Here is a 19,200-nt window from a genome sequence, read left to right on the forward strand (position 1 = left end):
AGTTACCTGATATTCCGTCGGACGTTAACGCGCTGACCGGTGGGTGTCAATTGCCCTGCGCAACAACAGGGTCACACCTCGAGGGCGCGTTGCAGACGGCGCAATCCGTCGAGGTGATCAGCCGTCCAGAGCATCCGTACTGCGGTCGCGGTCCAGCTACCGTCGTCTGCCGTGAGGTCTGTGCGTACTGCGCTGACCAGCCGCTCCTCCGCGTCGCCGTCGCGCTCGATCGGTGTCGGCACCTCGCCTGCTCCGGCCAGTGCGAGAGCGGTCTCCTGGTACCAGTCCACGAGCACACCGGTGGAGTCGATCAGCTCCATCCGGGCTGCTGTGCGGTCGCCCGTGGGGGAGTCGCCGCGACTCCACAGCTCGAGGATGGCGTCGACAGTGATGCGCAGTACCGCTACCCCGGAGACCAGCGTCGCCACGTTGGCCAGTGGGAGCTGCTTGCCGCCCCGCTCGGCCAGGTACGTCCGGAAGGCGTCGTCCAGCCGGCGTGCGGCATTCGCAGCCTTGCGGGACGCTTCATCCGGTACTGCGGCCGGCGGGGTTCGCGCGTCGCAGCGGCTCACCGCATAAGCGATCGCCTGGCGCAGGTAGTGGGCGCTGTCGGAGTACCCCTCGGCGAGCGCCTGCTGCAGAGCAGCTGTTGCTCCGCGCGGCCAGAGGAGGAGTCCGACGAGCAGGCTCACCGCTGAGCCGATGGCTACGTCCTCGATGCGTACTAGCCCGATCTCCCAGCCCGCCGGGGAGATGATGTCGAACAGGATCAGCAGTACGCCGGTGAACGCGGCCTGGCCTGCTGCGAAGGAGAACGCTGCAGGGGCTAGTCCTGCGAGCAGTACCGCTATCGGCAGGAGAAACCAGGCGACGGTGGTGTTGGAGCCGATGGCCAGTACTACGGCGCCGCCGATGATGATGCCGGCCACGGTGCCGGCTAGGCCGCGGAGGGCGTTCTGGCCGGTGCTCAAGGCGTTGGAGCGCAGTACGGCGAGGGTGCCGAACACTACCCAGAAGGAGTGCTGTACGCCGGTGAGGTCCGCGATCAGGACGGCTAGAGCGAGGCCTACCGCTCCACGGATGCTGTTGTGAAGCCAGACGGAGTGGAGCTCTAGGTGGGCGCCTGCACGTTCCTTGACAGATGACAGGGGTGAACCGGGGCCGATGGGGCCGCGGCCGAGGAGGTGACCCCACCAGCTGCGGCCGCGGGCGGCTACTGCTAGCTCGATGTTCTCCGCGATGGCTGCTACGGCGAAGCTCATCTCCTGGGCCCGGAAGGTTGGTTCGAGCGCGCTCACGAAGGCCTTCACCATGCTGTCGTCTTTGCCTGGTGACGGCGGTAGTTCGGTGACGGCTTGTTCCAGGGCGAGTCGTGCCTCGTGGAGTCGGCCGAGGGTCTCCTCGAAGCCGGTGAGGTTGCCGTCGTCGTTGTCGAGGACGTTGGCGGCTCGGTCGAGGAGGTCGGCTGCGGCTTCGTAGACGGCGATCAGGTAGGGGGCGGCGGGGCCGGGGGCGGGCATGCGGGGGTGGGGCTCTAGGACGGAGTTGAGCCAGATGACTTCGTCTACGACCCGGACCAGGGTTCGGGCGGAGGTTGAGAGGCCGGTGGGGCGGTACGGCGTACCGAAGAAGGTCTTGCGGAGTTCGGCTACTGCGGCGGAGGCTTCGCCGGCTTCGTAGATGAGGGCGGCTTTGCTCTCGGTGTCGGCTGGGTTGCGGAGACAGGCGAGGCCGGCTTGGAGGCGTCTGGCAAGGAGGGTGCAGGCGTGGGCGGTGGGGCCACGGAGGGGTTCTCGCGTGGGGGCCGGCCAGAGGAAGGTGATGGCGATGAGGGAGGCGGCGCCTGCCAGCAGCCAGCCGATGAGGCGGTCGGGGAGCGTGGTCATGCCGCCGGGGAGGCTGACGGGGAGGATGAAGCTGGCCAGGAGGGCGGTGGTGGCGCTGGCGAGCACTGAGCTGATGACGCCGACGAACAAGATGACGAAGGCAACGATCAGGGTCGCCAGGGCGGCGCCTCCCGCGGAGCCTGAGGCAACGGTACCGATCGAGATCAGGACCAGGCCGGCGACGATCAGGCTCAGCTGGGCCTGGATCCGCTCGAGCTTGCTCCCACTGAAGTCGACGAACAGTACGGTCGACATCGACCCGAACGACGCGAAGATCGCGATCACCGGATTGTCCAGCACCAGGTAACTGAACGCGAACGCCGAAGGCATCACCACCGCGGCCCGCCCAGCCCGCCGGGTAGCAGACAACCCCGCATCCTTGGCCCGGAGCCACTCGAGCAACCTCACCGCCCACCCCAAGTACCAGCCACGCCCCGAGCGTACGCCGCCCCGGCGGTCGCCAGCCAGCAAGTGCACGCGGCTCGTCAGCCCCCAGCTCGCCCGGCCGCGCCCCGGCGCCCCCACCCCTGCCCTGGGTCCACGCCTTGCGAGTCGGTCGGAGCGGTCAGCTGTGCAGGAGGTCGAGGAAGGCGCGTGTTGCCGGGGACGGCGTCAATCCGTTGATGGTGGCGGTGTAGATCTGGCGGGGTGGCATGTCGTCGGGGTGGATGCGGACCAGCTTGATGTCGGGGCGGACTGCTTCGGCGGCCAGCGACGGGACCAGGGTGATTCCGGTGCCTGCGGCAACGAAACCTTGTTTGGCCATCCAGTCGCGGGCGACGAAGCCGATGTGAGGCTGGAAGCCGGTGCGGAGGCAGGCGGCGATCAGGGTGTCCTCGGGGCGGGAGCTGCCTGCTATCCACTGCTCGTCCTGCAGGTCGATGAGGCGGACCTGGCGGCGGCGGGCGAGGCGGTGAGCCGGTGGCAGCGCGACGTACATGAAATCGTCTCGCAGTTTGCGGAGGTCGAAGCCGTCGAGGTGCTGGACCGTCGGGTAGCTGACGACGGCGACGTCGGCTTCGCCGGCGCCGAGGAGTTCGAGGAGGCCGGAGGTGAAGCCTTCGCGGAGGGTGATCCGGACGTCGGGGTAGCGGCGCTGGAAGGTGGCGATGGCTTGCGGGACGAGCGCGGCGTCGGCGGTGGCGAAGGCTGCTACCCGGAGTCGGCCGGTGGACAGTTCGCTCAGGTCGGTGAGTTCCTGGCGGGCCGCGTCGAGGCGGTCGAGGACGGCTTGGGCGTGGGGGAGCAGGCGGCGGCCGGGCTCGGTGAGTCGGACGCCTCGGGGGAGGCGGTCGAACAGCGTAGTACCGGCTTCGTCTTCGAGGGTTGAGATCTGCCGGGAGACCGCGGACTGGGTGTAGCCGAGGACCGGGGCGGCCGCGGTGAACGATCCACGGGCGGCGACGGCGACGAAGACCCGGAGCAGCGGGGTGGAGAAGTCATGCTGGATCGGCATGGGTTCCATGCTAGACATTCGCTACTCACATTGGTTGCCGGTGGTTAGGTTTGGGGCATGGACAAGAACACGAAGATCGCTTTCCTCGGCCTCGGCTCGATGGGCGCCCCGATGGCCCGCCGCGTCCTGGCCGCCGGCTATCCGCTGACCGTCTGGAACCGCACCACCACCCGAGCCCTCGCCTTCGCCGGAGCAGCCGTCGGTTCCGGCGCGGGCGCTGCTGAGGTGAAGGTGGTGGACTCGCCGGCCGAGGCGGTGCGGGATGCCGATGTGGTGGTCACGATGCTGGCGGATCCGCCGGCGGTTCGCGAGGTCGTGGGAGCCTTCGCGAGCTCGCTGAAGCCAGGCACCGTGCTGATCGACGCGTCCACGATCGGCCCGGAGGTCGTCGGCGAACTGGCCGGCCTCCTCCCGCCCGACGTCCAGCTGATCGACGCCCCGGTCATGGGCAGCGTCGACCGAGCGGCGAGCGGCGAACTCCTCCTGATGGTCGGCGGCGACGCAGACCCCGTACTACCTCTGCTCGAACTCTTCGGCACCGTCAACCGCACCGGTGATGTCGGCACCGGCGCCGCCCTGAAACTCGTCCTCATCAACGCCGTCATCAACGGAGTAGCGGTAGTAGCCGAAGCCATGGCTCTAGCCGACTCCCTAGGCCTCCCCGAAGCCCAGGTCAAAGCCGCCCTCTCCACCTCACCCCTCGCGGGCCTGGCCGGCCGCGCCTTCACCACAGACGCCTACTTCCCCGTCCGCCTAGCCGCCAAGGACGTCGCCCTGGCCACCGCAGCCGCCGACCTCCCGATCGCGCACGCCGTCCACACCCGCCTGACCGACTATCCCGAGGTCGCCGACGAGGATCTCGGCCAGATCGTCAAGTCCTTCCGGTCCTTGACCTCAAGTTAGCTTCAACTACGACGATGTCGGGCATGGACATCACCGGACAGATCCCCAGCCAGGCCGACGTCGACGCGATTCTTGCCCTGGTGGCGACTGTTGAGGAGGCGCAGAGCAAAGAAGATGCAGATGCGTTTCTTGCTTTGTTTCGTGAGGATGCGTTGTGGGTGACCGGGCACGGCAAGCGTCTGTATGGCCGCGACACCATTGCCGAATTCACCCGACGCGTACTGCCCGGCGCGACCGTGGAGTCCTACGCGACCTACACGCCCGACCACCTGCTCTTCGTCCGGCCCGATATCGCGGTCGTCAACGTCAACCAGAAGTACGCCCTCCGACCGGGCTCCACCAGCGAGCTGCCCGTTGATACCGGCAGTCCTGTGTACTTCCTGGCCAAGGACGACGGGGTATGGCGGATCGCGGCCGCGCAGAACACTGTCGTAGTACCGGAGCCGTGATCGCGCTAGGTAACGAAACAGGGACGACTCACCAGTAATGGCCGTTCACCCGTCGCGGAGTGTGATGAACGACTGGTAGGCATGGGGTCGCTCGGACCGAGGGGGCCCGAGCGACAACGATCCCGTCCCGGGGGGAACCGAGGACGGGTTGGGGGAGCAATGACCAGATTCCACCCTGCCCTGAAAGCCTTGACAGGCCTCATCGCAGCCACCGCCCTAACCACCGCCTGCGGCGCCACCACCACCGAAAACCGCGCCGCATCCCAAACCACGGTCACCACAACCATCACCACCACACCCGCCGCGAAGCCGGCCCCACTGGCATCGATCCCGCCCAAGAAGCCGACTGCCACCGCAACCGCCGTACCAACTCTCAAGCCGAAGCCGAGAGTCACAACCCACAAACCGACCAAGAAGCCAACAGTCCGCCTCACCACCAGGCCCAAACCAAAGCCCAAGCCAACCCCAACCAAAACAACAGAATCCGCCTACTACGCCAACTGCTCCGAAGTCCGAGCCGCCGGCAAGGCCCCGATCCACGCAGGCGAACCCGGCTACTCGAGGAAGCTCGACCGGGACGGTGACGGCGTCGCGTGCGAGTAGCTGGTCCCTGGCCGTCTCAGGCCGGAACCACAGATCAGCGGTTGACGGCTAGTTCGGCTAGGTCGGACCAGTTGGATTGGTCGAGTTTGAAGTTGACGATGCGCGGGGTTTCGGCGAGGTGGGGTGGGAGGTCGGACTGGGCGGATTTGAAGTGGGCGGAGTTCACGTGGGCGCCGGCGGCTTCGTCGTCGGCGAAGGCTTCGACCAGGACGTATTCGGTGGGGTCGTCGAGGCTGCGGGACCAGTCGAACCAGAGGTTGCCGGGTTCGGCGCGGGTGGCTTCGGTGAAGGGGGCGGTGATGGTGGGCCAGTTGTCGGCGTGTTCGGGGAGGACCTTGAATTTCGCGGTGATGAAGATCATTTGAGGGCTCCAGACAGGCGAGAACAGGACATCGCTGATGGTAGCGGCGGCTTGCCTGGCGGGAGGTGTCAAAAAGAGACAGCCCGCCCCGAGAGGGCCGGGGCGGGCTGTGACGGGATGGTCAGCTGACGGACCACTGCTGGCCGGCTCCGCCGGTGGTGGGCTCCTGCGTGACCTTGCTGCCGTCTGTGCTGGAGGCAGTGGTCATCGGCAACCCGCTGTGCGCGTTGACGATCAGGTACGCGCCGGATGCGACCTCCGTGACGATCCAGCGCTGGTTGGGTCGGCCGGTGCACGTCCACTGGATCACCTTCGTGCCGGCCGCGGTGAACCCACCTTCGGCGTCGGCGCACAACTGCGAGTAGACGTTGGTGATCGTGTAGGTGCCGTCCGCCTGGAGAGCAAGGTTCCAGCTCTGGTTCTGCTGCCCGGACGGCGACCAGGTGATGAGCTGGGTGCCAGCGGTCTTGGACCAGTCCGGATCGTCCAGCGCCTTACCGTTGGCCTTCAGAACGTGTACGCCGCTGAGCCCCGCCGCAACACCAACCGCTGTCATGGTCAGCGCCTGCTCGGCCGCCGTACGCGACCCGCCGACGGCATCGCCCGTGCTGTTGGTCCAGTGCCGAACCGGCGTCGACTCGGTCAGCCGCCCTTGCTGCGACGACATCCCGAGCACCAGCCCGCTGTACCGGTTGACGAGCCGATACCCACCGCTCAACGCACCGGTCGACGAGGTGTTGGGTACGACGAACCACTGCTGCCCGACCGTCGGCCCGGTCGCACCAGGAGAAGTGACGGACAACGATGCGCCCCAAGCACGGCCGGCGACGCCGGTCGGGTCGACGCCGAGCAGCCGGCCGGTCGACGCGTTCGCGATCCGGTACGAGCCGTCGCCGTTGGGAGCGAACGACCAGGCCTCGAGGGCTGATCCGGTCGCGCTGGCGAGTGACGTCGTCGTAGTACCGCCAGACACCTGAGCCAGCACCCGACCGTTGCCGTTGGCAACTCGATAGGTCTTGGCCGGGTCGAGTGGCGGCGCGGCCGGCGTGGTCGAGTCGATCGCCAGATCGGCGTACTCACCATCAGACCCCGCGCAGGCGATCGAGCAGTACGAACGGAAGGAGCGGCCGATGATGGTCGAGCTCGTCTTGTTCACCGGGTCGAGGAACCAGCGGTACCAGGAGCCTGACTTGTAGCTGCCCGAGTCGCCGATCAGGTACCACTTCTGGGTCGCGAGGTTGTCGGTGACGTAGAAGCGTTGAGTCTGAACACCCGAGACGACCTCGGGCTCACCGAGATACAGGCCCAGGTACGCGTTGTAGGTGATGTTCATGATGAACAGATCCGACTTGGCGGGCAGTTGCCCGGCCGCGACCTGCTCGTCCACGTTGCCCGTGTTGGCAGGGCTGTAGTCGTCAGCCGTGGGCGTGTAGCCGTTCTGATTGGCGGCCGTCACCGGGACCATGTTGCTTTCGAGTCCGCCGACGCCGGGCTGCGACCAAGCTCCGTCGTACCACTTCGACCACGACCCGGTCGCCATCTTGCCCGACAGCGGCGCCCGGGCGACGTGGGCGAGTCCGCCGTTGCTGCCGCCTTCGCCGGCCTTGGGGATGATGCGCGATCCGTAGTACACGTAGAAGTAGCCGGACGCGGTGTCGACGAAGAGCCGCTGGTCGCCGTCGCCGTAGTCGTAGGTCTCGTGCGGGAAGGCGGTGTTGTCGCCGCGCTTGATGCTGTACGGCGAGGTGATCGCGTGACCCTTGATCGTCCAGACCTTGCCCTGGTTGGTCGAGACGGCGTAGTCGATCGAGTCGTAGTGCAGGCCGTCGCCGAACGGCTGCGGCGTGAACTCGTTGTGGACCAGGCCGATCCAGTTGCCGGTGTCCGGATCGACCCAGGTGCCGATCAGGTCGCAGTAGTTGCGTTGCGAGTACGAGCCCGCGCCGCCGTTGACGTACGTCGACTCGAGACCGGTCGGGCTGTTGTTGCAGCGCCAGGTGGTGTCGCTGTTCTTGTCGCGGCTGTCGGCCGGATTGACCGCGCCGCTGATCGCGGTCGACTTGGTGGCGGTGTCGAAGTTGCTGCCCGTGTAGAAGTTCCACTGACGGGAGGCGGTCGCTTCGTACAGGGCGTGCGACTGCTGGAAGTAGAACGTGCCGTCCTTGTCGATGTACGGACTGGCCGGCGAGTCATCGGGGAACCGGTACGCCGTTGTGCTCGACCCGACCGACACCGTGTAAGTGGTCGCCGGCGGGACAGGTGGCGTGGCGGCTGCCTGCAGGCCGCTGCCGGCGAGCGCGGCGGCGGTCATGATCGCGACGGAGACTCTCTGAAGTGTCGACATCGCTGCACCATAGGATCCATTTGACCGGTAAACAAGACCTCGATGCGCAGCGGGTGGGATTGACGTGGCGTCAGGACCGCCCAATACTGCTGGGATGTAGTTGACCGGTCCAACAACTTTGGGGTCGCCCGTGGTGACGATGCAGGACGTGGCCAATCGGGCGGGCGTCACCAAGCAGACCGTCTCGAATGTCGTGAACGGCCGCGCCGCCGTCCGGCCGGACACCGAGGCGCGGGTCCGGGCGGCGATCGCTGACCTCGGGTACGAACCGAATCTGGTGGCGCGTTCGCTGGCGACCGGTTCGACGATGACCGTCGGGTTGATCGTGCCGACCGTCGCCAGCCCGTTCTACTCCGAGATCGTCGAGGAAGTGGAGAACGTGCTGGACCAGCACGGCTACCACCTCGTCCTCTGTACTACGCGAGCCGACGGCGATCGCGCCAAGCGCCAACTGGCCGGGCTGTCGAGCCGGCTGGTCGATGCACTGCTCATCGCGGGCGATCGCGATCTGACCGATCCGATCGCGCTGCTTCCGGACGCGCGGTTCCCGATCGCGTTGTGTGCCTGGGAGACCCAGATCCCCGACTCGCTGCCGGTGGTGACGATCGACTACGAGCACGCGGGGTTCCTGGCCGGTGAGCATCTGCGGAGCCTCGGGCATCGGCGCATCGCCGCGGTGGTCGAGCTGCCGACCCATGAACTACGGCTGGCTGGCCTCAGGCGTGCATTCGGGCACGACAAGGTGAGCGACGACCACGTGTTCGTGCCGACGAAGCCGACGCCGGCCGGTGGGTTCGCGGCGGCTCAGGCGGCGCTGGCGGCGGACCCGGAGCTGACGGCGATCTTCGCATCGCACGATCTGCTCGCGCTCGGGGTGCTCGAGGCGGTGAAGGAGTCCGGACGGTCGGTACCGGGCGATGTCTCGGTGATCGGGTTCGATGACACGGCCCCGGTGGCGTTGACGCATCCGGCGCTCACCGCGGTCGCGATCCCCAGTCGCGAGATGGCCCGGCAGGCCACCGCACTGCTCTTGCGTGCCATCGACGAAGGCACTCAGCCGGTCAACTCGGCGCAACTCCTGCGCACCTCGCTCGTGATCCGCGACAGCACCGGACCGGCTCCTCGATAGCTGTGTCTCAGATGGCTGTAGCTCAGGCGGCGAGTTGCTGGGCGGCGTTCTTGCGGGCCCAGACCGCGCGGCGGAGCTTGGCCTTGTCGGGGTAGCCTGCGGCGCGGCCGATCATGTACACGTCGTGGCTGCGCATGTTGACCATCGCCGCGACGTACCAGACCGGGTTTCCCTCGGCCAGCATGGTGACGATCATCTGCTGTGCGCTGTTCTCGGACATCCTGACCCTCTCCTCGATCCGTGGTTCCTGCTCTTACTGGTACGTCGGATCCGGATCGCCGATTTCGACATCCGGCCAGAACTTTTCCCAGGAGCCGAGAGGATTGAGTAAAGGCCTGGTAAAAAACGAATGCCCCGATCGATGATCGGGGCATTCGTCCGTGCGGGTCCCGGGGGGAGTGGGACCTCCACACGTGGGGGGACTTCGAATTTATCCCCGATCGGGGGTCAGGGTCGCACCTTTGCGGCGATTCCCGAATCACCAAAAGCCGAGCGGTTCGAACCGTGCGCCCAACGGTCGGGTCAAAGGCTTGTTCGTTGCGGACTCATCGAGTGGTTCTGCGGCGGTAGAGCACCGTCGCGAGAGTGGTCGAGAAGAGGAGCAGGCCGCCGCACCAGGCCAGTGCGAGCCGGCCGTTCGAGCTTAGCGGAGTACCGGTCAGGAAGCTGCGGACTGCTTCGATCACCGGCGTGATCGGCTGGTGTTTGCTGATCGGCCGGAGGAAGGCCGGCATCGTCTCGGTCCGGACGAACGCGCTGCTCAGGTACGGCACGAACAACATGAAGAAGCCCAGTGCACTGGCCGACTCGACCGACTTCGCGATCACGCCGAGCGCGGCGGCGAGCCAGGACAACGCGATCACGTAGAGCAGCAGCAGACCGATCGCCGCGAGCCAGTCGACCACGCCGGCGTTCGGGCGGAAACCCATCGCGAGGGAGGCGAGGATGACGAGACCGGTCGACACTGCGTTGCGTACGACGCTCGCGGTGACGTGGCCGGTCAGCAGGGCGAAGCTGCGGATCGGCAGCGAGCGCAAGCGGTCGATCATGCCCGTCGTCATGTCGTCGGCGACGGCCATCGCGGTACTGGCCGCACCGTACCCGGTGGTCAGTAGCAGGATGCCGGGCACGACATAGTTGATGTACTGCGTACCGGTGTCGATCGCGCCGCCGAAGACGTACACGAAAAGCGCCATCATCATCAGCGGCAACAGGATCGCGACGAACAGGGTGTCCACGTTGCGCCGGCTCAACCGCACGCTGCGATCGACCATCGTCGTCACGTCGCTGACGGCGGCGCCGAATCCTTGGTGAGTGCTCATCGGGTCGCTCCTACGCGGTCAGGGTGAGGAAGACGTCGTCGAGCGTCGGGCGGTGTGACGACACTCGGGCCGGTGGCAGGTCGTGGTCGCGGAGCAGATCCAGTACGTGCAGCAGGTGACCGGCCGAACCGTCGGACGGCAGGCTGACCACTCGTCCGTCGGTGAGGCCGCCGAGTAGGTCGCTGGCCTTGGCCGCGGTCGGCTCGTCGTCGAAGTACAGCTCGATGCGTTCGCCGCCGACCTGTTTCTTGAGCGAGTCGGCGGTGCCGGACGCGGTGATCCGGCCGTCGTCGAGCAGCACGATCCGGTCGGCCAGGCGGTCGGCCTCGTCGAGGTACTGGGTGGTGAGCAGGATCGTCGTACCGTCGCGGACCAGCTCGCCGATCGCGTCCCACATGGTCAGCCGGCTGGCCGGGTCGAGCCCGGTGGTCGGCTCGTCGAGGAAGATCACTCGCGGTCTTGCGATCAGGCTCATGGCCAGGTCGAGTCGGCGCATCATGCCGCCGGAGTAGGTTTTGGCTCGGCGGTTCATCGCGTCGGTGAGTTCGAAGCGCTCGAGGAGTTCGGCCGCTCGCTTGGTGGCAGTGGTCCCGCCCAGGTGGGTCAGGCGGCCGATCATGACGAGGTTCTCGCGGCCGGTCTGGTTGTCGTCGACCGCGGCGTACTGGCCGGTGAGGCTGATGACGCCGCGGACCTTGGCCGGGTCGCACACTACGTCGTACCCGGCGATGGCCGCTTTGCCTGCGTCGGGGCGGGTGAGGGTTGTCAGGATTCGCACGATGGTGGTTTTGCCGGCTCCGTTCGGGCCGAGCAGGGCCAGTACGGAGCCTTCCTGTACGTCGAGGTCGATGCCTCTGAGTACTTCGGTGGTGCCGTACGACTTCCGTAGGCCGGTGGCTTCGATGATCATTCACCCTCCCCTGTACTGCGTACTTGCTACGCTAATTAGCGTAGGCGATACGCAGTGCGGGTGTCCAGTGCGAAGGTTCCTAGACTGAGGCGGTGGAGATGAGCGAGCAGCCCGAACTGCCGGCGGACGTGGCGCTGATGTGGGGGCTGCGGGACGTCACCAAGCGCGGGCCGAAGCCGTCGTTGTCGGTCGGCGACATCACTCGGGCGGCGATCGAGCTCGCTGATGCCGAGGGGCTCGCCGCCGTCTCGATGGCGCGCGTTGCCGAGCGGCTCGGGAACTCGACGATGGCGCTCTATCGGCATGTGAAGAGCAAGGATGAGCTTCTTGTGCTGATGTCGGATGCCGCGTTGGAGCGGCCGGAGCCGTTGCCGGCCGGCGCCGATTGGCGGGCGGGGTTGACCTTCTGGGCGAAGGGGGTGCTGACGGCGGTACGCCGGCATCGGTGGTACGCGAAGCTGCCGATCTCGGGGCCGCCTGCGGGGCCCAACAATCTTGCCTGGTTCGACTCGGCGCTCGGTGCGCTGAAGGACACCGGGTTGAGCGAGGAGAGCAAGGTCGGGATCGTGATGGGGCTGATGACGTACGTGCAGGGTGAGATGCGGCTGAGCATGGACCTCGCCACCGGCTTCTCCGAGAACCCGGACGCTTTCACCCGGTACGGCGCCACGTTGTCGCGCGTCGTCGATCCCCGTGAGCTACCCGCCTTGGCGAAGGTGCTGGCCGCGGGCGTGTTCGACCAGGTCGATGCTTTCGAGGTGACCGAGGAGGCCGACTTCGACTTCGGGCTTCAGCTCTATCTGAACGGCGTTGCCGGGTTCATCGATCGGGCCGAGTAGCCGTGGGTCTCCTGGTGCGGCTGCTGGTCAGGCGAGGGTGAGGATCGCGTCGGCGTTGGGTTTGGTGGCGGCGATGAGTTGGGCGTTGGTTTCGTCGGAGCCGTAGGTGCGGTCGTGGGCTTCCTGGGGTGAGCGGCCGAATCTCTGGTGCCGGGCTTCCAGCCTGGCGTGTCTGAGGTCGTCGTCCAGGTCGATGTACCAGCACTCGTCGAGCAGTGTGCGCGCGGTCGCCCAAGGTTGCTGGTCGAAGAGCAGGTAGTTGCCTTCGGTCACCACCAGGGTCGTCTCTGGTGGGACGGGGATGGTGGCGGCGATGGAGTCTTCGATGGAGCGGTCGAATCTGGGGGCCCAGATCGTTTCGGTCGGTGAGTCCTTGAGCCTTTTGAGGAGGGCGACGAAGCCGTCGCCGTCGAAGGTCTGGGGGGCGCCTTTGACGGCGGCGAGTCCGCGGTCTTCGAGTGCTGTCTGGGCGAGGTGGTAGCCGTCCATCGGGACGAGTGCGACCTTGTGGCCGTTGGCAACCAAGTCCGCGGTGAGCTGTTCGGCGTACGTCGATTTGCCGGCCGCGGGGGCTCCGGTGATGCCGAGGATCGCTCGTTGTCCTTTGGTGGCGAGCGCCACGGCCCTGGCGAACGCGGTCTCTCGATTCAGCTGCACTCGGAGATCTTGTCAGGCTTGCTCAACGCTGCCCAGCTTTGCGCAAGATCGCTCAGATGCTGATCCTGAACCAGCCGGCGGACCATCGAGCCCGGTCCTTCGAGTTGCAGGGTGTCGGGGGAGTCCGGGAGGCGCCGGCCGAGGGTGGTGATCGAGTCGAGGCAGCGCGCGCCGCCGAGAATCGCCCAACCGGGTCGCGCCGCTGGGGTGAGGTCCAGGTCTTCGGCGAGGATCAGCTGACCATCGAGGTGTGCTCGCTGAGATGAGTGCAGAGTGCCGCCGATTTCGCCGTGGCGCCCGAACACCAGCGACTCGCGCACCGCCAGCTCGCAACCGGCCTCCATCTCGACCGTCATCGACCTGGCGACATCGGCCCCTTCCGAAACAACGAACGGCTCACCATGCCAGCTGAGCTCGGCTCCGTCAGTCAGCTGGACGGATACGTCCCACCGAGCCGATCCACCACGCATCGCGTACGCGACGGTGCCCGCCGTCTCAACGATCTCGACCCGAACCGGCCCACGGACCACGACCTGAAGCTCCACCTGATCGCCGGCGAGCAGCAGAGCTGAGGCGGCGACCAACGCGACTCGGACAACCCCGTCAGCCTGCAACCGACGCGGCGAGAGCAGCCCGGTAGTGAGCAAGCACCGATCCCGCACTGGATCGGCAACTACCTCTATCCGAGTCGGGTTAGTGGGAGTGGGCATGGGTGTGGGAGATGAGTTGGCCGTTTTCGTCGGTGTGGGAGTGGGGGGCCATCGGGCCGGGGTCTACTGGGGTGTGGGTGCCGGTGTGGACTAGTTGGGTCATGGTGAGGACCCAGTCCTTCAGGCGGCGGACCGAGTCGGGATCGGTGCGGGACAACGCCAGCACCGGCTTGCCTTGGCGGGCGGCCTCGGCGTCGGCGACCATTTGGGGGACGTCGACTCCGACGTACGGGGCCAGGTCGGTTTTGTTGACGATGAGAAGGTCGGCGCGGGCGATACCGGGGCCGCCTTTGCGGGCGACGTCGCCACCGCCGGCTACGTCCAGTACGAAGATCTGCGCGTCGACCAGTGCGGGGGAGAAGGTCGCGGTGAGGTTGTCGCCGCCGGACTCGACCAGGACGACGTCGAGTGGGGCGAAGTCGCGTTCGAGGTCCTCGACGGCGATCAGGTTCGGGGTGACGTCGTCGCGGATCGCCGTGTGCGGGCAGGCGCCGGTCTCGACTGCGCGGATGCGTTCGGGATCGAGTACGCCGGCCGCGCGCAGCAGCCGCGCGTCCTCGTCGGTGTAGATGTCGTTGGTGATGACGCCGAGCTGGAGCTCATCGGCGAGTTCGCGGCAGACCATCGCGATCAGCGAACTCTTGCCGGTACCGACCGGCCCGGCGACGCCCAGACGAAACGAGCGAGTGTTCTCAGGCATGGAATAACCTCATTCTCTCGACAGCATGAGCTTGTGCGAACACATCCACCAACGGAGCCCCGTACGCCGGAATCGCAGCGACCGTCGTCGTCCCGCTGACCGCGCTGACCAGTTCCTCGATGGCGGGATGAAGCTTGAGCAGCCAACTCGCCGCATCCGCCGGATCCACCGGCAACAACTTGAGCGAAGCGGCCACGACCGTCTGCGCATCGTCGTACCCGACCAACCGCGCAGTCTGCTCCGCCGACAACCCGGTCACCGCCGCCACAACCCCAACCACCACCGGCCGCGCGATCTCCGCATCAGCCTTCAAATACTCAGTAGTCCTGGGCCACACCCGCGAAGCCAACCGGAGATATGCCCGCCCCTGCCGACGAGACGCAGCCCGCAACGCCTGACTAGGAGTCCTCGCCGCCCAGGCGGCCTCAGCCTCCTCCACCAACTCCCCATCGAGAGCAAGCCGCCGCGCCACCACCGCAGTAGCAGCCTCCACGCGAACAATCGTCCGCAACCGATCCGCCGCATAGCTCGCAACCTCACCCAGCCGCGCGCCGTCTCCTCCGAGCCCCGCCCGCACAGCAGGCTCCAACCCACCCGACTGCGTATGCCCACCGGTCGGCAACCGCGCATCGGCCAGCATCATCGCAACCAGCTCTGGCGACCCCGCTGCGATCCCCACCGGCCCGGCTCCGGCTGCGGCAACTGCCCCTGCGCCGCCTCCGGCGGCGTTCTGCCCGGCTGACGGCGACATGGTCTGGTGGGCGTGAACACCTTCGGGCGACCTTGAACAAGCTATTTCATGTTCAAGGTCGCCACTAGGTGTTCGAGGTCGCGGCGACTGGTCGCCGGTCGCCTCTTCGGAGGTGTTCATCAGAAGAGGTTGTAGAGCTGGGCTAGGGGGAGTTCGGTGGCGGGGGACGGCTCGATGAGGTCGCCGTCGACTTTGATGGCGAAGGTTTCCGGGTCGATGTCGATGGTAGGTAGGGCGTTGTTGTTTTTCATCTGGGCTTTGCCGACGTCGCGGGTGGGGCGGACGCCTTCTAGACGTCGTCTGAGTTGCAGGCGGTCGGCCAGGCCGTCGTCCAGCGCGGCGGGGGAGACGAAGGTGATGGAGAGGTCGGCGCCGATCGCGTCGCCGAATGCGGGGCGCATGAGGACTGGCTGGGGTGTCGGGATGGAGGCGTTCGGGTCGCCGAGTGCGGCCCAGGCGATTGCGCCGCCTTTGATCACCAGGCGGGGGCGTACCCCGAAGTACGCGGGATCCCAGAGCGCGAGGTCCGCGAGCTTGCCGACCTCGACCGAGCCGACCAGGTGATCGATGCCGTGGGCAACGGCCGGGTTGATCGTGTACTTCGCGACGTACCGGCGGGCGCGTTCGTTGTCGGCGGGGAGGCTCGTACCGAGGGAGCCGCGGCGTGCCTTCATCACGTGGGCGACTTGCCAGGTGCGGGTGATGACCTCGCCGATTCGGCCCATCGCTTGGGCATCCGACGAGGTGACCGACAGCGCGCCGAGGTCGTGGAGGATGTCTTCGGCGGCGATCGTGGTCGCGCGGATCCGCGACTCGGCGAACGCGAGATCCTCCGGTACGTCGGGGCTGAGGTGATGGCAGACCATCAGCATGTCGAGGTGCTCGGCGACGGTGTTGACCGTGTGCGGCAAGGTCGGATTGGTCGAGCCGGGGATGACGTGCGGATGGCTCGCGATCGACAGGATGTCCGGCGCATGCCCACCGCCGGCGCCCTCGACATGGAACGCGTGGATCGACCGGCCGTCGATCGCCCGCAACGTCGACTCCACGAAACCGGCCTCGTTCAAACTGTCCGCATGCAGCGCGACCTGCAACCCCCATGCATCCGCGGCCGTCAACGCCGCGTCGATCGCCGCGGGCGTCGAACCCCAATCCTCGTGCACCTTGTAACCGGCCGCCCCCGCGAGCGCTTGCTCGGCCAGCCCCTCAGCGCTGACCGTATTCCCCTTGCCCAGCAGCAAAACGTTGAGCGGAAGGGCGTCGAGAGCCCGATGCATCTGCGCCAGATGCCAAGCCCCCGGCGTCACCGTCGTCGCCTTCGACCCCTCACTCGGCCCCGTCCCACCCCCCACGATCGTGGTGATCCCGGTGGCGGATGCCTCGTGCAACTGCGAGGGCGACAGCAGGTGTACGTGGGAGTCGATCGCCCCGGCCGTAAGAATCCGTCCCTCGCCGGCGATGACGTCCGTCGACGGGCCGATCCGCAGATCCGGGTGAACGCCATCGGCGATATCCGGGTTGCCCGCCTTCCCCAGCGCGACGATCAACCCATCCCGAATCCCCACATCAGCCCGAACCACACCCCACCAGTCCAGCACCAGTACGTTGGTGATGACGGTGTCCGGCGCCCCCTCTCCCCGAGTCGTCGTCCCCTGAGCCATCGACTCCCGGATCGACTTCCCACCCCCGAAGATCGCCTCCTCGCCCCCGACAGTCCGATCCTCTTCCACCTCGATCCACAGATCCGTATCGCCCAACCGAACCTGATCCCCGACAGTCGGCCCATACAACGCCGCGTACGCAGCCCGCGAAATCTCAGCCATGGTCCACCGCCGGTGGGGTTGCGCCGCCCGGGGTCGGCTTGAGGTCAGCCGGCGTCGGCTTGAGTTGGATGCCTGGTACCAGGCGCCGGCCGGCCAGCGCGACGGCGCCGACCTCGCGGGAGGCGCCGGGCTCGAAGCGTTGCGACGTACCGGAGGGGATGTCGAGTCGGAAGCCTTGCGCTGCCTCGCGGTCGAAGGCGAGGGCGGTGTTGGCGTCGGGGAGGTGCAGGTGGGAGCCGATCTGCACGGGCCGGTCGCCGGTGTTGACGATCACCAGCGTCAACTTCTGGCGTCCGGCGTTCAGTTCGATCGTGCCGGGGGCGACTCGTACTGCGCCGGGCCCCCAGTTGCCCGCCCCCTGTCCTTCATTGCTAAGTCTAATCTGGTTGCTCATCAGATCCCCGATCAGATTATGGGGCTGTGGATAGTGACCAGTTTCCGGCCGTCTGGGAAGGTCGCTTCGACCTGGACGTCGGTGAGGAGTTCGGCGACGCCGTCCATGACCTGGTCTCGGGTGAGGACTGTGCGGCCTTGTTCCATCAGGTCGGCGACGAGGGCGCCTTCGCGGGCGCGTTCGATCACCCAGGTGCTCAGCAGGGCGACCGATTCGGGGTGGTTGAGCCGGACTCCCCGGGCCAGGCGGTCGCGGGCGACCATCCCGGCCACGGAGAGCAGCAGCTTCTCGATCTCGGACGGGGTGAAGTTCACGCCTGGGCCGCCAGTACGTGGTCGGCGACCTTGTCTGTGCTCAGGCAGAGCGAACAGACATAGGAGTCGTGCGTTTCGCAGGCCGTCATGTCGGGGCGCTCGTAGTCCTGCCGGCAGACATGGCAGGTCAGTACTGCGCCTGACGGGTTCCCGTGCTCGTCGAACATCGGCAGCTCAATCCCATCGCTCATGCGCCGGAGGTAGTACTTCCCGCGAGTCACGATAGCCAGCACCGGCGGCAGAACGAGCGCAAGCACGATGGCGACGAGTGGCGAGTACGGCTTGATCCCGTCGCCGAGTCCGCCGAAGAAGACCAGGATCGAGACGCCCGCGGCGACCGCCATCGACACGAAGCCGACCGGATTCACGGCATAGAGCATGCCGCGACGGAACTCGGGCACCTTCGGCGACAGCTTCAGCAGGTACTTGTTGAAGACGATGTCGGAGGCAACGACCACGATCCACGCCATCCCGCAGTTCGCATAGAAGCCGAGGATGGTGTTCAGGAAGTCGAACATGTTGGCTTCCATCAGCACCAGCGCGATCACCAGGTTGAAGCCGAGGAAGACGAGCCGCCCGGGGTAGTGCTTGGTCAGCCGCGTGTACGAGTTGGTCCATGCGAGCGACCCGGAGTACGCGTTCGTCACGTTGATCTTCACCTGACTGATCACCACCAGTACTACGGCCAGCGTCATCGCCAGCCACCCCGGCAAAAACCCACGGTAGATCTCCAGGAACTGATGCACTGGCTCGTTGGCGACCGAAGCCCCGTCAGTCACGGACGCGATGATGTAGACGGCCAGGAACAGCCCGATCACCTGCTTGATCGCACCGAAGATCACCCACCCCGGACCGGCCAGCAACATGTGCGTCCACCACCGCCGCGAGTTCTCCGGCGTCTTCGGCGGCATGAATCGCAGGTAGTCGATCTGCTCGGCGATCTGCGCGATCAGCGAGAGGCAGACGCCGGCCGCGAGCAGCATCGAGCCGACATCGGTCGCGCCCTTGCCGTCCTCACCCTGGTACTCGAAGAACGACGACACCGACTCCGGGTGCGACACGACCAGGTAGACGAACGGCAGCACCATCAGCAGCAACCACAGCGGGGTCGTCCACACCTGCAGCGTGGACAGCACTTTCATCCCGTAGATCACCAGCGGGAAGATCACCAGCGTCGAGACGGCGTACCCGAGGGCCAACGGCACATGCAGCCCCAGTTTGAGCCCCTGCGCCATGATCGAGCCCTCGAGCGCGAAGAAGATGAAGGTGAAGGACGCGAAGATCACGTTCGTCACCACCGACCCGTAGTACCCGAAGCCGCTGCCGCGGGTGATCAGGTCGAGGTCGATGTTGTAGCGCGCGGCGTAGTACGCGAGCGGCAGGCCGGTCGCGAAGATGACGACGGCGAAGATCCCGATGCCCCACAAGGCGTTCGTGGTGCCGTACGAGATGCCGATGTTCGCGCCGATCGCGAAGTCGGCGAGGTAGGCGATCCCGCCGAGCGCCGAGACGGCGACGACGCCGGTCGACCACTTGCGGTAGGACCGCGGCGCGAACCGCAGCGTGTAGTCCTCGAGTGTCTCGCGGGTGGCGGCGGTGGGCTCCGACGGGGGAGCGGTGCGGTGGTCGATGGAGGGTTCAACGGTCAT

The 19,200-nt window shown here is 66.8% G+C and carries 20 protein-coding genes; 5 read left to right on the plus strand and 15 right to left on the minus strand.

From position 1 onward, the window contains the following. Positions 1 to 71 precede the first annotated feature (71 nt). Together ABD116_RS02535 and ABD116_RS02540 are read right to left on the minus strand one after the other, a co-directional pair. The gene (locus ABD116_RS02535; RefSeq protein WP_343964344.1) at positions 72 to 2,294 is read right to left on the minus strand and encodes an FUSC family protein; all 2,223 of its coding nucleotides are present in this window, start codon (positions 2,292 to 2,294) and stop codon (positions 72 to 74) included. Positions 2,295 to 2,451: 157 nt separating this feature from the next. Continuing rightward, positions 2,452 to 3,342 carry a LysR family transcriptional regulator gene (locus tag ABD116_RS02540; protein WP_343964346.1) on the minus strand — a complete coding sequence of 297 codons (891 nt, stop codon included), beginning with the start codon at positions 3,340 to 3,342 and terminating at the stop codon, positions 2,452 to 2,454. 57 nt (positions 3,343 to 3,399) lie between these two features. Between ABD116_RS02540 and ABD116_RS02545 the strand changes: the two genes are divergently transcribed. From ABD116_RS02545 to ABD116_RS02555, 3 genes are all read left to right on the plus strand, one after another. Then, complete coding sequence (locus ABD116_RS02545) at positions 3,400 to 4,245, plus strand: NAD(P)-dependent oxidoreductase (protein WP_343964348.1); 846 nt, start codon at positions 3,400 to 3,402, stop codon at positions 4,243 to 4,245. Between the two features lie 23 nt (positions 4,246 to 4,268). Beyond that, a complete protein-coding gene (locus ABD116_RS02550; RefSeq protein ID WP_343964350.1) occupies positions 4,269 to 4,694 on the plus strand; it encodes an SgcJ/EcaC family oxidoreductase in 426 nt (141 codons plus the stop codon). A 159-nt stretch (positions 4,695 to 4,853) separates the two neighbouring features. Next, positions 4,854 to 5,297 carry an excalibur calcium-binding domain-containing protein gene (locus ABD116_RS02555; protein ID WP_343964352.1) on the plus strand — a complete coding sequence of 148 codons (444 nt, stop codon included), beginning with the start codon at positions 4,854 to 4,856 and terminating at the stop codon, positions 5,295 to 5,297. 34 nt (positions 5,298 to 5,331) lie between these two features. Here ABD116_RS02555 and ABD116_RS02560 read toward each other — a convergent pair whose 3' ends face one another. Both ABD116_RS02560 and ABD116_RS02565 read right to left on the minus strand, forming a co-directional pair. Continuing rightward, positions 5,332 to 5,658 (minus strand): putative quinol monooxygenase, encoded by a 327-nt coding sequence (locus ABD116_RS02560; RefSeq protein WP_343964354.1) that lies wholly within the window; start codon positions 5,656 to 5,658, stop codon positions 5,332 to 5,334. Between the two features lie 121 nt (positions 5,659 to 5,779). Further along, positions 5,780 to 8,002: an RICIN domain-containing protein gene (locus ABD116_RS02565; RefSeq protein ID WP_343964356.1), complete on the minus strand. Its 2,223-nt coding sequence runs from the start codon at positions 8,000 to 8,002 to the stop codon at positions 5,780 to 5,782. 139 nt (positions 8,003 to 8,141) lie between these two features. Between ABD116_RS02565 and ABD116_RS02570 the strand changes: the two genes are divergently transcribed. Continuing rightward, complete coding sequence (locus ABD116_RS02570; protein WP_343964876.1) at positions 8,142 to 9,131, plus strand: LacI family DNA-binding transcriptional regulator; 990 nt, start codon at positions 8,142 to 8,144, stop codon at positions 9,129 to 9,131. Positions 9,132 to 9,153: 22 nt separating this feature from the next. Here the strand turns inward: ABD116_RS02570 and ABD116_RS02575 are convergent, their stop codons facing one another. From ABD116_RS02575 to ABD116_RS02585, 3 genes are all read right to left on the minus strand, one after another. Next, on the minus strand, positions 9,154 to 9,351 hold the full coding sequence (locus ABD116_RS02575) for a hypothetical protein (protein ID WP_343964358.1): 198 nt from the start codon (positions 9,349 to 9,351) through the stop codon (positions 9,154 to 9,156). 325 nt (positions 9,352 to 9,676) lie between these two features. After that, on the minus strand, positions 9,677 to 10,453 hold the full coding sequence (locus ABD116_RS02580; RefSeq protein WP_343964360.1) for an ABC transporter permease: 777 nt from the start codon (positions 10,451 to 10,453) through the stop codon (positions 9,677 to 9,679). Positions 10,454 to 10,463: 10 nt separating this feature from the next. Continuing rightward, the gene (locus ABD116_RS02585; protein WP_343964362.1) at positions 10,464 to 11,363 is read right to left on the minus strand and encodes an ATP-binding cassette domain-containing protein; all 900 of its coding nucleotides are present in this window, start codon (positions 11,361 to 11,363) and stop codon (positions 10,464 to 10,466) included. Between the two features lie 98 nt (positions 11,364 to 11,461). Between ABD116_RS02585 and ABD116_RS02590 the strand changes: the two genes are divergently transcribed. Then, complete coding sequence (locus ABD116_RS02590; protein WP_343964877.1) at positions 11,462 to 12,202, plus strand: TetR/AcrR family transcriptional regulator; 741 nt, start codon at positions 11,462 to 11,464, stop codon at positions 12,200 to 12,202. 27 nt (positions 12,203 to 12,229) lie between these two features. On the opposite strand, the gene ABD116_RS02595 is transcribed toward ABD116_RS02590, so the two are convergent. The 8 genes from ABD116_RS02595 to ABD116_RS02630 form a co-directional block, all read right to left on the minus strand. Further along, positions 12,230 to 12,859: a nucleoside/nucleotide kinase family protein gene (locus tag ABD116_RS02595; protein WP_343964364.1), complete on the minus strand. Its 630-nt coding sequence runs from the start codon at positions 12,857 to 12,859 to the stop codon at positions 12,230 to 12,232. Further along, a complete protein-coding gene (locus ABD116_RS02600) occupies positions 12,850 to 13,506 on the minus strand; it encodes an urease accessory protein UreD (protein ID WP_343964366.1) in 657 nt (218 codons plus the stop codon). Before ABD116_RS02600 ends, ABD116_RS02595 begins: the two co-directional genes overlap by 10 nt. A gap of 46 nt (positions 13,507 to 13,552) precedes the next feature. Continuing rightward, entirely contained in the window at positions 13,553 to 14,269 is a 717-nt protein-coding gene (ureG, locus tag ABD116_RS02605) for an urease accessory protein UreG (protein WP_343964368.1), read from the minus strand. Continuing rightward, complete coding sequence (locus ABD116_RS02610) at positions 14,262 to 14,948, minus strand: urease accessory protein UreF (protein WP_343964370.1); 687 nt, start codon at positions 14,946 to 14,948, stop codon at positions 14,262 to 14,264. Before ABD116_RS02610 ends, ureG begins: the two co-directional genes overlap by 8 nt. 191 nt (positions 14,949 to 15,139) lie before the next feature. Further along, a complete protein-coding gene (locus ABD116_RS02615; RefSeq protein ID WP_343964372.1) occupies positions 15,140 to 16,843 on the minus strand; it encodes an urease subunit alpha in 1,704 nt (567 codons plus the stop codon). Continuing rightward, the gene (ureB, locus tag ABD116_RS02620; RefSeq protein ID WP_343964374.1) at positions 16,836 to 17,237 is read right to left on the minus strand and encodes an urease subunit beta; all 402 of its coding nucleotides are present in this window, start codon (positions 17,235 to 17,237) and stop codon (positions 16,836 to 16,838) included. Before ureB ends, ABD116_RS02615 begins: the two co-directional genes overlap by 8 nt. Before the next feature lie 11 nt (positions 17,238 to 17,248). Next, positions 17,249 to 17,551 carry an urease subunit gamma gene (locus ABD116_RS02625; RefSeq protein WP_343964376.1) on the minus strand — a complete coding sequence of 101 codons (303 nt, stop codon included), beginning with the start codon at positions 17,549 to 17,551 and terminating at the stop codon, positions 17,249 to 17,251. Beyond that, on the minus strand, positions 17,548 to 19,200 hold the full coding sequence (locus ABD116_RS02630) for a purine-cytosine permease family protein (RefSeq protein WP_343964378.1): 1,653 nt from the start codon (positions 19,198 to 19,200) through the stop codon (positions 17,548 to 17,550). Before ABD116_RS02630 ends, ABD116_RS02625 begins: the two co-directional genes overlap by 4 nt.

The sequence above is a fragment of the Kribbella koreensis genome (assembly GCF_039525325.1).
In the GTDB taxonomy this organism is placed as follows: Bacteria; Actinomycetota; Actinomycetes; order Propionibacteriales; family Kribbellaceae; genus Kribbella; species Kribbella koreensis.